This window comes from Dietzia sp. DQ11-44, assembly GCF_014145205.1.
Classification (GTDB): Bacteria; Actinomycetota; Actinomycetes; order Mycobacteriales; family Mycobacteriaceae; genus Dietzia; species Dietzia natronolimnaea.
The window spans coordinates 1-12025 of the sequence record NZ_JAALEC010000249.1 but is presented as its reverse complement, the minus strand read 5'-3'; the positions used below and the strand labels follow the sequence as shown (position 1 = coordinate 12025).

At 71.0% G+C, this 12025-nt stretch carries 14 protein-coding genes and 1 pseudogene; all 15 read left to right on the top strand.

Annotated features, from left to right (window positions below; all coding sequences use genetic code 11):
* Positions 1-208, top strand: a pseudogene (locus G6018_RS07190) (MFS transporter); the annotation flags it as partial.
* Entirely contained in the window at positions 205-867 is a 663-nt protein-coding gene (gene hisH, locus G6018_RS07185; protein WP_182615571.1) for an imidazole glycerol phosphate synthase subunit HisH, read from the top strand. The pseudogene G6018_RS07190 and the gene hisH, both read left to right, overlap by 4 nt.
* Complete coding sequence (locus tag G6018_RS07180) at positions 860-1222, top strand: hypothetical protein (protein ID WP_241731099.1); 363 nt, start codon at positions 860-862, stop codon at positions 1220-1222. The genes hisH and G6018_RS07180 overlap by 8 nt, the downstream gene beginning before the upstream one ends.
* Positions 1222-1977: a bifunctional 1-(5-phosphoribosyl)-5-((5-phosphoribosylamino)methylideneamino)imidazole-4-carboxamide isomerase/phosphoribosylanthranilate isomerase PriA gene (gene priA / locus G6018_RS07175; RefSeq protein ID WP_182615573.1), complete on the top strand. Its 756-nt coding sequence runs from the start codon at positions 1222-1224 to the stop codon at positions 1975-1977. The genes G6018_RS07180 and priA overlap by 1 nt, the downstream gene beginning before the upstream one ends.
* Positions 1978-2037: 60 nt before the next feature.
* Positions 2038-2952: an inositol monophosphatase gene (locus G6018_RS07170; RefSeq protein ID WP_182615574.1), complete on the top strand. Its 915-nt coding sequence runs from the start codon at positions 2038-2040 to the stop codon at positions 2950-2952.
* Between the two features lie 7 nt (positions 2953-2959).
* The gene (gene hisF / locus G6018_RS07165; protein WP_182615575.1) at positions 2960-3733 is read left to right on the top strand and encodes an imidazole glycerol phosphate synthase subunit HisF; all 774 of its coding nucleotides are present in this window, start codon (positions 2960-2962) and stop codon (positions 3731-3733) included.
* On the top strand, positions 3730-4083 hold the full coding sequence (gene hisI, locus G6018_RS07160) for a phosphoribosyl-AMP cyclohydrolase (RefSeq protein ID WP_179525143.1): 354 nt from the start codon (positions 3730-3732) through the stop codon (positions 4081-4083). The genes hisF and hisI overlap by 4 nt, the downstream gene beginning before the upstream one ends.
* 4 nt (positions 4084-4087) lie before the next feature.
* Complete coding sequence (locus tag G6018_RS07155) at positions 4088-4267, top strand: tautomerase family protein (RefSeq protein ID WP_179525144.1); 180 nt, start codon at positions 4088-4090, stop codon at positions 4265-4267.
* Positions 4264-5841 (top strand): anthranilate synthase component I, encoded by a 1578-nt coding sequence (locus G6018_RS07150; RefSeq protein ID WP_182615576.1) that lies wholly within the window; start codon positions 4264-4266, stop codon positions 5839-5841. The genes G6018_RS07155 and G6018_RS07150 overlap by 4 nt, the downstream gene beginning before the upstream one ends.
* Positions 5838-6482 carry a TIGR02234 family membrane protein gene (locus G6018_RS07145; protein ID WP_182615578.1) on the top strand — a complete coding sequence of 215 codons (645 nt, stop codon included), beginning with the start codon at positions 5838-5840 and terminating at the stop codon, positions 6480-6482. Before G6018_RS07150 ends, G6018_RS07145 begins: the two co-directional genes overlap by 4 nt.
* 99 nt (positions 6483-6581) lie before the next feature.
* The gene (gene trpC, locus G6018_RS07140; protein ID WP_179525147.1) at positions 6582-7394 is read left to right on the top strand and encodes an indole-3-glycerol phosphate synthase TrpC; all 813 of its coding nucleotides are present in this window, start codon (positions 6582-6584) and stop codon (positions 7392-7394) included.
* A 67-nt stretch (positions 7395-7461) separates the two neighbouring features.
* Complete coding sequence (gene trpB, locus G6018_RS07135; RefSeq protein ID WP_182615584.1) at positions 7462-8757, top strand: tryptophan synthase subunit beta; 1296 nt, start codon at positions 7462-7464, stop codon at positions 8755-8757.
* Positions 8754-9545, top strand: coding sequence for a tryptophan synthase subunit alpha (gene trpA, locus G6018_RS07130; RefSeq protein ID WP_182615580.1), 792 nt, complete (start codon positions 8754-8756; stop codon positions 9543-9545). The genes trpB and trpA overlap by 4 nt, the downstream gene beginning before the upstream one ends.
* Positions 9542-10435 (top strand): prolipoprotein diacylglyceryl transferase, encoded by an 894-nt coding sequence (gene lgt / locus G6018_RS07125; RefSeq protein WP_182615582.1) that lies wholly within the window; start codon positions 9542-9544, stop codon positions 10433-10435. Before trpA ends, lgt begins: the two co-directional genes overlap by 4 nt.
* Positions 10436-10481: 46 nt before the next feature.
* Positions 10482-11900: a pyruvate kinase gene (gene pyk / locus G6018_RS07120; protein ID WP_179525149.1), complete on the top strand. Its 1419-nt coding sequence runs from the start codon at positions 10482-10484 to the stop codon at positions 11898-11900.
* The last annotated feature ends 125 nt before the right edge of the window (positions 11901-12025 follow it).

Below are 12025 nucleotides of genomic sequence, written 5' to 3'. Positions count from 1 at the left end.
CGCCTCGTGGAACATCTCCTTCGACGCGGGCACGGGTCTCGGGTCGGTGGTCATGGGTGGCGTTGCCGGTTTCGGATACGTCGTCCTGTTCACGGTCGCGGCCGGCGTGGTGCTGCTCGTCGGCGGTCCCGCGGCGGTGGGCGCCCGGCGCACCCGGCCGACGCGTGATCTGACCTCGCCCGCCACGGACGATAAAGTGAGCCCATGACCTCATCGGCCCCGCGGGTGGCGCTCCTCGACTACGGCTCGGGCAATCTCCGCTCGGCCCATCGCGCGCTGGAGCGTGTCGGCGCCCGGGTCGAGCTCACCTCGGACCACCGGGTCGCCACCGAGGCGGACGCACTCGTGGTCCCGGGGGTCGGCGCGTTCGCGGCGTGCATGGAGGGTCTCCGGGCCGTCAAGGGGCCGAGGATCATCGGCGAGCGTCTGGCCGGTGGTCGCCCAGTGCTGGGGATCTGCGTGGGAATGCAGGTCATGTTCGAGCGGGGGACCGAGTTCTCGGACGGTGAACACGCCGAGTCCGGGGCCGCGGGCTGTGGGGAGTGGCCCGGGGTCGTCGAGCGACTGGAGGCTCCTGTGTTGCCGCACATGGGGTGGAACACCGTCGAGGCGCCCGAGCGCAGCGTCCTGTTCGCCGGCATGCCCGCCGACGAGCGCTTCTACTTCGTCCACTCCTACGGGGTGCAGCGATGGGAGATGGAGCCGTCCGACCACCTGACCCCGCCGGACGTCACCTGGGCCCGGCACGGCACGAGATTCATCGCCGCCGTGGAGAACGGCCCCCTGTGGGCCACCCAGTTCCACCCTGAGAAGTCGGGAGATGCAGGCCTGCAGCTCCTCGAGAACTGGATCAGATCCCTTGGCTGACCGCCGGGGTCGCCCGGCGCCCGTATCGTTCGCGGTGCTGGCGCTGGGGGTCTCCGGGGCGGGGGTACTGGTCCTGGGACTGACCGCCCTGGCGGTCGCGCTGTTCCCGCTGCCGCCGGCGGGCCGGGCCGTCGTCGCTCTGGTCGGTGTGATCCTGACCGTCGTGGCGATGGGGGTCGTGTCCACCCGCATCACTGATCGGGCGATCCGTGCCGAGTACGGAGACGAGCCCGCCGTCACATACGGAGACGAGCCCGCCCCCGAGGCCGGGGTCGAGTCCAGCGCACACTCCGGGGAGCCGTCGGAACCGGTCGAGGGCGATGGGGAGCGCCCCCGGGCGGACGGACTACGCTGATGCCCGTGACCAACGCTTCTTACCTCGAACTCCTGCCCGCCGTGGACGTCGCCGACGGGCAGGCCGTCCGTCTGGTGCAGGGAGAGGCCGGGACCGAGACCTCGTACGGATCGCCGCTCGAGGCCGCCATGCAGTGGCAGCGGGACGGGGCCGAGTGGGTCCATCTGGTGGACCTCGACGCCGCCTTCGGTCGCGGGACCAACCGCGATCTCCTCGCCGAGGTCGTCGGCGCACTCGACGTCAAGGTCGAGATGTCCGGAGGGATCCGCGACGACGACTCGCTGGAGGCGGCCCTCGCGACCGGCTGTGCCCGGGTCAACCTGGGAACCGCCGCCCTGGAGAACCCGGAATGGTGCGCCTCCGCGATCGCCCGCCACGGGGACCGCATCGCGGTGGGTCTGGACGTCCGTGTGGTCGACGGCGAGCCCCGGCTCCGTGGCCGCGGGTGGGTGTCCGACGGAGGCAACCTGTGGGAGGTGCTGGAGCGTCTGGACAAGGACGGCTGCGCGCGGTACGTCGTCACCGACGTGTCCAAGGACGGCATGCTCAACGGTCCGAACCTCGAGATGCTCTCCCAGGTGTGCTCGGTCACCGGATCGCCGGTGGTGGCGTCCGGCGGGGTGTCCTCCGTGGCCGACCTCGAGGCCATCGCGACGCTGGTGCCAAAGGGCGTCGAGGGCGCGATCGTGGGCAAGGCCCTCTACGCCGGTCGCTTCACCCTCCCCGAGGCGCTGGCCGCGGTGAGTGTCCGCTGAATCGGCCATGACCACCTTGTAGCCACACCCACCCGCATGACCTCGAGCAGGAGGCCCGAGATGACCGATCAGACCGGAAACACCCTGCCGACGGACCTGTCCGTCGACCCCGCGGAAGCGCTCGCCCTGGCGGCCCGCGTGCTCGAGGAGGTCACCCCCCGCTTCGTCGAGGGACTGGGTGCCGAGGGCACGCGCGCCAAGGGCTCGCGCAACGACTTCGCGACCGAGCTCGACCTCGAGCTGGAGCGTCGGATCTCCGACGCGCTGCGCGAGGGCACCGAGCTCGAGGTGCACGGCGAGGAATTCGGCGGCCCGCCGGTCAACGAGGGCACGCTCTGGGTGGTCGACCCGATCGACGGCACGGCCAACTACTCCCTCGGCATCCCCACCACCGGCATCCTCGTCTCGCTGGTCCACGAGCGACAGCCTGTACTGGGACTGACCTGGCTTCCCCTCCTCGGCCTGCGGTTCACCTCGATCGCCGGGGGCCCGCTCAAGGAGAACGACGAGGAGATCCCGCGGATCGCCGACGTCTCCATCCGCGATGTCGCGCTGGGCCTCGGGTCGCTCAACACCGGCGCCCGCACCACCTACCCGCCGGCCTATCGACGAGAGGTGTTCGAGCAGCTCACCCTCGACGCCGCCCGCACCCGCAAGTTCGGGTCGACGGGGGTGGACCTGTCGTTCGTGGGTTCCAGCCGGTTGTCCGCTGCGGTGAGCTTCGGCAACTACGCGTGGGACAACGCGGCGGGCGCCTCCCACATCCGCGCGGCCGGGGGAGTGGTCACCGACCTGACCGGTGAGCCGTGGTCGATCGACTCCCAGTCGATCCTCGCCGCCGGCCCGCGAGCGCACGCGGAGGTGCTCGGCACCATCCGCGAGCTCGGCGAGCCGGGGAACTTCTTCGAGGCGGGCCGTCGCCGGGCCACCCCCGGTCCCGACGGCAACCGCCCGTGGCTCGACGGGGAGCGGTGAACCGGGCATGACACTCGCCACCCGGGTGATCCCGTGCCTCGACGTCGACGCGGGCCGCGTGGTCAAGGGCGTGAACTTCCTCGATCTGCGGGACGCCGGGGATCCGGTCGAGTTGGCCGCCGCCTACGACGCGCAGGGCGCGGACGAGCTGACCTTCCTCGACGTGACCGCGTCGTCCTCGGGCCGCGGAACCATGATCGACGTGGTCACACGCACCGCCGAGCAGGTTTTCATCCCCCTCACCGTGGGCGGCGGGGTGCGCGCCGCCGAGGACGTCGACCAGCTCCTCCGCGCCGGAGCGGACAAGGTCAGCGTCAATACCGCCGCGATCGCGCGTCCGGAGCTGCTCGAGGAGCTCAGCAGGCGCTTCGGCTCCCAGTGCATCGTCCTGTCCGTCGACGCCCGGACGGTGCCGGAGGGCGAGGCCCCCACACCATCGGGATGGGAGGTCACCACCCACGGTGGCCGCCGGGGCACCGGGATCGACGCCGTCGAGTGGGCCCGGCGTGGCCAGGAGCTGGGGGTGGGGGAGATCCTGCTCAACTCGATGGACGCGGACGGCACCAAGGCGGGCTTCGACCTGGACATGGTCCGTGCGGTCCGTGCGGCGGTGACGATCCCCGTGATCGCCTCCGGCGGGGCCGGCGCGGTCGAGCACTTCGCCCCCGCGGTCAAGGCCGGCGCCGACGCCGTTCTCGCGGCCAGCGTCTTCCACTTCGGCGAGATGACGATCGGCGACGTGAAGAGGGCCATGGCGGCCGAGGGGATCACGGTCCGATGAGCGATCCGGCCCTGGACCCGACCATCGCCGACCGGCTCACCCGGAACGCGGAGGGTCTGATCGCTGCCGTCGTGCAGGACGCGACCTCCGGTCGGGTCCTCATGATGGCGTGGATGGACGACGCCGCCCTCGCCGAGACGCTGGCCACGCGGCGCGGGGTGTACTACTCGCGCTCGCGCGGGACGCGGTGGGTCAAGGGGGAGACCTCCGGCCACGTGCAGCATGTGCGCAGCGTGGAGATCGACTGCGACGGCGACACCGTCCTGCTGAAGGTGGACCAGACCGGGGCCGCCTGTCACAACGGCACGGTCAGCTGCTTCGACACCGACACACTCCTCGGGGAGGACTGAGCCCGTGCCCTTCATCCAGATCAACCAGCTCGACGGGATGGACCCCGAGTCCAAGTCCCGGGTGATCGAGGCCGTCACAGCCGCCTACGCCGAGGCCGCGGGCAAGGACCCGGCCAAGGTGTGGGTGCTCGTCAACGACATGCCGCACGACTCGTTCGGGATCGGCGGCCGGGTCGTCGGATGAGTACCAGGACCACCACCTTCGAGCAGTTCCGGGCGCTCGCCTCGGGCCACCGGGTCGTCCCCGTGGTGCGCACGGTGCTCGCCGACTCCGAGACGCCGCTCTCCGCGTACGACAAGCTCGCGGCCGACCGGCCCGGGACCTTCCTGCTGGAGTCGGCCGAGCACGGCCGGTCATGGTCGCGGTGGTCGTTCATCGGCTGTGGGTCGGCCGCGGCGTTGACCGTCGACGACGCGGGTGAGGCCATGTGGTTGGGGCACGTGCCCGCGGGGGCTCCGACGGGCGGCGACCCGCTCGACGCCCTGCGCCGGACCCTGGACCTGCTGAGGACCGACCAGATCGAGGGCCTGCCGCCGCTGACGTCCGGGCTGGTGGGTTACCTCGGGTACGACATCGTGCGCCGACTCGAGCGCATCACACCGGACACCACCGATGACCTCCACATCCCCGAGCTCGTCCAGATGCTGGCCACCGACCTGGCGGCGTTCGACCACCACGAGGGCCGGATCCACCTGATCGCCAACGCGGTCAACTGGGACGGTAGCGACGACCGGGTCGAGGAGGCCTACGCCGACGCGGTGGCCAGGGTGGACTCGATGACGGCGAGGCTCGCGGCTCCCGGCGCCGGCGGGGTCAGCGTCTTCGACACACCGGATCCGCGGATGCGCCGCCGCACCGACGAGTCGACCTACCACGCGCGGGTGGCCGACATCATCGAGCAGATCTACTCCGGGGAGGCCTTCCAGGTGGTGCTCAGCCAGCGCTTCGAGGTCGACACCTCGGCCTCGCCGAGAGACGTCTACCGGATCCTGCGCACGACCAATCCGAGCCCCTACATGTATCTGATGACGGTCCCGGACGGCAGCGGGGACGACGGTTTCGGTGGCACCGCGTTCACCATCGTCGGATCGAGCCCCGAGGCCCTGGTCAAGGTGCAGGACGGGCTGGCCACGACCCATCCGATCGCCGGGACCCGGCCGCGGGGTGAGGACGACGAGCACGATGTCCTGCTGGCCAAGGACCTCGTGGAGGACGCCAAGGAGAACGCCGAGCACCTCATGTTGGTGGATCTGGGTCGCAACGACCTCGGCCGCGTCTGCGAGCCGGGTTCCGTCGTGGTGACCGAGTTCCGCCAGGTCGAGCGGTACAGCCACGTGATGCACCTGGTCTCCACCGTGACGGGCCGCCTGGCGGAGGGGCGCACGGGCATCGACGCCGTCACGGCCTGTTTCCCGGCCGGCACCCTGTCGGGCTCGCCCAAACCCCGCGCGCTGCAGATCATCGAGGATCTCGAGGACACCCGTCGCGGGGTCTACGGGGGAGTGGTCGGTTATGTCGACTTCGCCGGCAACGCCGATCAGGCGATCGCCATCAGGTCCGCGGTGCTCAAGGACGGGACCGCCTACGTCCAGGCCGGTGCCGGGATCGTCGCCGACTCGGTCGCCGCATCCGAGGACGAGGAGTGCCGCAACAAGGCGATGGCGGTCCTCCGCGCCGTCGCGGCGGCGGACACCCTGAGGCCCGCGGGCCCCACGGGAGGCGCTGAGGGTGCGGACACGCCGGGGGAGGGCCGGTGACCCAGAACGCCCGGCTCCGCATCCCCGTCGTGCTGTTGCTCCTCGGCGCCGTCTTGTTGTGGATCGCCTCCCGGATGGTGTGGGTGGACGTGGTCGCGTTCAACGACCAGTCGGGTGAGGCCCGGCGCAGCCTGACGGGTGCGCAGTGGCAGCCGGCGCTCGTCCCGTTGGCGGTGGGTGCTCTCGCCGCGGTGGCCGCGGTGGCGCTGGTCCGGGGGACGGGGGCCCGGGTGGTCGGGGCCGTCATCGCCCTCCTGGGCCTGGCCACCGGCGCGCTGCTGTTCTCGACCGTCGGCGGAGTGGACCAGGACCGGGTCCACTCCACGGTGACGGGTGAGGAGGAACTCGGCCGCACCAACGCGGGCCCGGGGACGGCCGGTGCGCAGGCGGTGCCGGAGTGGTCGGAGATCACGGAGATCTCGACCCGGTCGGCCGGTCCGGTTCTCACCGGAGCAGGAGCGCTGGCCCTCGTCGCCGCGGGAGCCGTCCCCATGATCTGGCCGACCCGGAGGGTTCAGCGGGATGATCGCTATGTGACGCCCGGGGCGCGCCGCGGTGACCCGGAGGCCGGCGAGGACACCGGGGACACCGGTCGTGACCTGTGGCAGGAACTCGACGACGGGCGCGATCCCACGGGCTGAGCATCCCCGACCGGGTCCCGATTCTCGGAACCCCGCCTGCTGCCTCTATTGTTGATCTCGATCACGCTTCCTGCCCGAACACTGCAGAGGGAGGTCACGGTGGGTACCGTGCTCGACTCGATTATCGACGGGGTCCGCGAGGACGTCGCGGCCCGCGAGGCTGTCATCGACCTCACTGCGGTCAAGAAGGCGGCCCGGTCGGCGCCGGAACCGCGTGACGCGCTCAAGGCGCTCCGGGGTGCCGGGGTCGGCGTCATCGCCGAGGTCAAGCGCGCCAGTCCCTCGAAGGGGCCGCTCGCCGAGATCCCCGACCCCGCCGTGCTGGCCCGGATGTACGAGGAGGGCGGGGCCCGCGTCATCTCCTGCCTGACCGAGGAACGCCGGTTCAACGGCAGCCTGGCGGACCTGGACGCCGTCCGCCGCGCCGTCGACATCCCGGTCCTCCGCAAGGATTTCGTGGTGGGCCCGTACCAGATCCACGAGGCCCGGGCGCACGGCGCGGACCTCGTGCTGCTCATCGTGGCCGCTCTGGAGCAGGACGCGCTGGTGTCCCTGCTGGACCGGACGGAGTCGCTCGGGATGACGGCACTGGTGGAGGTGCACACGGAGGAGGAGGCGGACCGCGCCCTCGAGGCCGGCGCCACCGTCATCGGTGTCAACGCCCGGAACCTCAAGACCCTCGAGGTCGACCGCGACGTGTTCTCCCGCATCGCTCCCGGCCTGCCGTCCGGGGTGGTCAAGATCGCCGAGTCGGGCGTCCGTGACGCGTCCGATCTCCTGGCGTACGCCAGCGTGGGCGCGGACGCGGTGCTGGTCGGCGAGGGGCTGGTGACGAAGGGCGACCCGCGCGCGGCGTGCAACGCCCTGGCCACGGCGGGTTCCCACCCGTCCTGCCCGCAGGGACCCCGCTAGGCCCCCGTCGCCCGCTTCCGGCAGACTGGGAGCCGTGAATTCTAACGAGCTGACACCGCTGCCCTCGATGGGAGACGTGCTCCGGACGACGACCGGACACGAGCCCGACCAGCGAGGCCACTGGGGCGCCTTCGGCGGGCGCTACGTCCCGGAGGCGCTCATGGCGGTCGTCGACGAGGTTGCCGACGCCTACGCCAAGGCCCGCGCGGACGACGCCTATCTGAACGAGCTCGACCGTCTCCAGCGCGACTACTCGGGTCGGCCGTCGCCGCTGTACGAGGCGGGGCGTTTCGGGGCCGAGATCGGCGCCCGTGTCTTCCTCAAGCGCGAGGACCTCAACCACACCGGATCGCACAAGATCAACAACGTCCTCGGCCAGGTGCTCCTCGCGCACCGCATGGGCAAGAAGCGGGTCATCGCCGAGACCGGGGCCGGCCAGCACGGCGTCGCCTCCGCCACGGCCTGCGCCCTGCTCGGGCTGGAGTGCAAGATCTACATGGGTGCGGTGGACGTCCGTCGTCAGGCGCTCAACGTCGCGCGGATGCGTCTGCTCGGCGCGGAGGTCGAGGCCGTGGAGGTCGGTTCCGCGACCCTCAAGGACGCGATCAACGAGGCGATGCGGGACTGGGTCTCCCGGGCGGACGACACCTACTACGCGTTCGGCACCGCCGCCGGCCCGCACCCGTTCCCCGCGATGGTCCGCGACTTCCAGCGGGTCGTGGGCACCGAGGCGCGCGCCCAGATCCTGGAGCGGATCGGGCGCCTGCCCGATGCCGCCGTGGCGTGCGTGGGCGGTGGGTCCAACGCGATCGGGTTGTTCCACCCGTTCATCGACGACGCCTCGGTCCGCCTGGTGGGCTGCGAGGCGGGCGGCGACGGCGTGGCGTCCGGTCGCACCGCCGCGACCGTGAACGCCGGGAGGCCGGGCGTCTTCCAGGGCTCGTACGCGCACCTCATGCAGGACGAGGACGGCCAGACCATCGAGTCGCACTCGATCTCGGCGGGACTGGACTACCCGGGCGTCGGGCCCGAGCACTCGTACCTGTCCGACATCGGTCGCGCCGAGTACCGGCCAGTGACCGACACCCAGGCGATGGACGCGTTCGCCCAGCTGTGCCGCACCGAGGGGATCATCCCCGCGATCGAGTCCGCCCACGCGATCGCCGGAGCGGCGCAGCTCGCCGCCGAGGGCGTCGACCTGATCCTGGTCAACGTCTCGGGTCGCGGTGACAAGGACGTCGACACCGCCGCCCGGTGGTTCGGTCTGTTGGGCGGGGGGACCCCACCCGAGGCCGGGGTGGACTCGAGCCGGGGTGCCGACGACGGCGAGGGCGACTACGCGGACGGTAGAGTCGAGGGATGAGCGTTCTGAGCGAGGTCTTCGAGCGGTGCCGTGCCGAGAACCGGGCCGCCCTCATCGGCTACTACCCGGCGGGGTACCCGACGGTCGAGGGGTCGATCGAGGCCGTGCGGACGATGGTCGCGGGCGGGTGCGACGTCATCGAGGTGGGTATCCCGTACTCGGATCCCATGATGGACGGTCCCACCATCCAGGCGGCCGCGGACGTGGCGCTGCAGGCCGGCTTCCGGATCCGGGACACCTTCGACGTGATCCGGGCCGTCGCCGAGGCCGGCGCGGTCCCGGTCGTCATGAGCTACTGGAACCCGATCCTCCAGTACGGCGTCGACCGGTTCGCGGAGGACCTCGCGGCCGCCGGCGGGACCGGGGTCATCACACCGGACCTCATCCCCGACGAGGCGGAGGACTGGATCGCCGCCACGGACGCACACGGGATCGACCGGGTGTTCCTGGTCGCGCCGTCGTCGACGCCCGAACGGCTGGCCATGACGCTGTCCCACACGAGCGGGTTCGTCTACATCCAGGCGGTCATGGGGGTGACCGGAGCGAGGGACGTGGTCTCCGACGCACCTCGCACGCTCACCGCACGGGTCCGTGAACACTCGGACCTCGCGTGCGGCGTCGGACTCGGGGTGCGCAACGGTGACCAGGCCGCGGAGATCGCCTCCTATGCGGACGGCGTCATCGTGGGGTCCGCCCTCATCACCGCGGCCACCGAGGGGGGCCAGGCCCTCGCCCGGCTGACGGCCGAACTCGCGGCGGGCGTGCGTCGGCCGGGGGCCGGCTCGTGATCCCGAGCCCGCCCCAGGGGGTCTGGGAGCTCGGGCCGTTCCCGCTGCGCGCCTACGCACTGTGGATCATCCTCGGCATCGTCGTGGCCATCTGGTGGGGTGAGAAGCGATGGGTCGCCCGTGGCGGGCGCGCGGGGGTCGTGCTCGACACCGCGCTGTGGGCCGTCCCCTTCGGTCTCGTGGGTGGTCGCCTCTACCACGTGGCCACCGACTGGTACCGCTACTTCGGGGAGGGCAGGAACCCGGTCGACGCGCTGAAGATCTGGGACGGCGGTCTGGGGATCTGGGGCGCCGTCGCGCTGGGCGCGGTCGGCGCCTACATCGGCCTGCGCCAGCAGGGCATCCGGGCGATCGGTGCGTTCGGCGACGCGGTCGCCCCGGGCATCGTCCTGGCACAGGGGATCGGGCGCCTGGGGAACTACTTCAACCAGGAGCTCTACGGTCGCGAGACGGACGTGCCCTGGGCGCTGGAGATCTACCAGCGCTACGACGAGACCTACGGGTACTCCGAGACCATCGGTCGCTCCACCGGGCAGGTGCTCGCGACCGTGCACCCCACGTTCCTCTACGAGTTGCTCTGGAACGTCCTGGTGGCCGTGGCGCTGGTGGTGATCGATCGCAGGTTCCGCCTCGGACACGGACGGCTCTTCGCCCTCTACGTGGCCCTGTACTGCTTCGGGCGGTTCTGGGTGGAGTTGCTCCGCGCGGATGCGGCGACCGAGATCCTCGGGTTGCGGATCAACACGGTCGTCTCGGTCGTCGTCATGGTGGCCGCACTGATCTACGTGTGGCGGGCACGCCGGGGCCGCGAGGACCCGTCGGACCTGCGTGCCCCCGAGGACCTGACCGGCGGGTCCCCGGAGGACGCACCCCCGTTGGCCGGTCGTTGACGTTGCGTTAACCGGTCATCCCGGTGAGGGGACTAGATTGGTACGGGTGAACCGTCGTACCAAGATCGTCTGCACCCTGGGTCCCGCCGTCGCGTCGGAGGCCGGCATCCGTGAACTCGTCGATGCCGGGATGAACGTCGCCCGGCTCAACTTCAGTCACGGAGACCATGCCGACCACGAGGCCAACTACCGCTGGGTCCGCAAGGCCTCCGACGAGTCGGGGCACGCCGTCGGTGTGCTCGCGGACCTCCAGGGCCCCAAGATCCGGCTCGGCCGCTTCCTCGAGGGCCGCCACGAGTGGGCGGAGGGCGACGAGGTCGCCATCACCGTCGCGGACGTGGAGGGCACCAAGGACCGGGTCTCCACGACCTACAAGGGGCTGGCGGCCGACGCCCGACCCGGCGACCGGCTGCTCGTGGATGACGGCAACATCGGCCTGACCGTCCAGCGGGTCGAGGGCGACGACGTCCACTGCGTGGTCACCGAGGGGGGCACGGTCTCCAACAACAAGGGCGTGTCCCTCCCGGGGATGAACGTCTCGGTTCCGGCGCTGAGCGAGAAGGACATCGCGGATCTGCGCTTCGCCCTCGCGCTGGGTGTCGACTTCATCGCCCTGTCCTTCGTCCGGTCGCCGGCGGACGTCGACCTGGTGCACGAGATCATGGACGAGGTCGGGGTGCACGTCCCGGTGATCGCCAAGCTCGAGAAGCCCGAGGCGGTCAAGAACCTCGAGTCCATCGTCCTGGCCTTCGACGCGATCATGGTGGCCCGCGGCGACCTGGGCGTCGAGCTTCCCCTGCAGGACGTTCCGCTGGTCCAGAAGCGGGCGATCCAGATCGCGCGGGAGAACGCCAAGCCGGTCATCGTGGCGACCCAGATGCTCGAGTCCATGATCACCAACTCGCGGCCCACCCGGGCGGAGGCGTCCGACGTCGCCAACGCCGTGCTCGACGGGGCCGACGCCGTGATGCTCTCGGGTGAGACCTCCGTCGGCAAGTACCCCATCGACGCGGTGCGGACCATGTCGTCCATCGCCCTCGCGGTCGAGGCCGACTCCACCGCCGCGCCGGACCTCGTCCACATCCCGAGGACCAAGCGTGGGGTCATCTCCTACTCGGCCCGCGAGATCGGGGAGCGGCTGGGCGCCAAGGCGCTCGTCGCGGTGACCTCGACCGGGGACACCGTCCGCCGGCTCGCCCGCCTGCACAGCCACCTGCCCCTCATCGCCATCACCGGCGATCCGCGCATCCGGAGCCAGTTGGCTCTCACGTGGGGAACCGAGACGTTCCTGACCGACCGGGTCCACGAGACGGCGGAGCTCGTCAAGGTGACCGACGAACTGTTGCTCCCCCTCGAGGGGTACAACGAGGACGATCTCATCGTGATCGTCGCGGGCAACGTGCCGGGAGTCGAGGGGTCGACCAACTTCATCCTCGTTCACAGGATGGGCGAGGCGGATCACTGATCACCTTCGGGTAACAACTCGGTAGCGCCGGTGAGCACCTGCTCACCGGCGCTTTCGTATCTATTCGTGCTTTTGACGTGACAGAGCCGAGATACATCTGTTACCTTTTTGGAGGCCACCGGGGA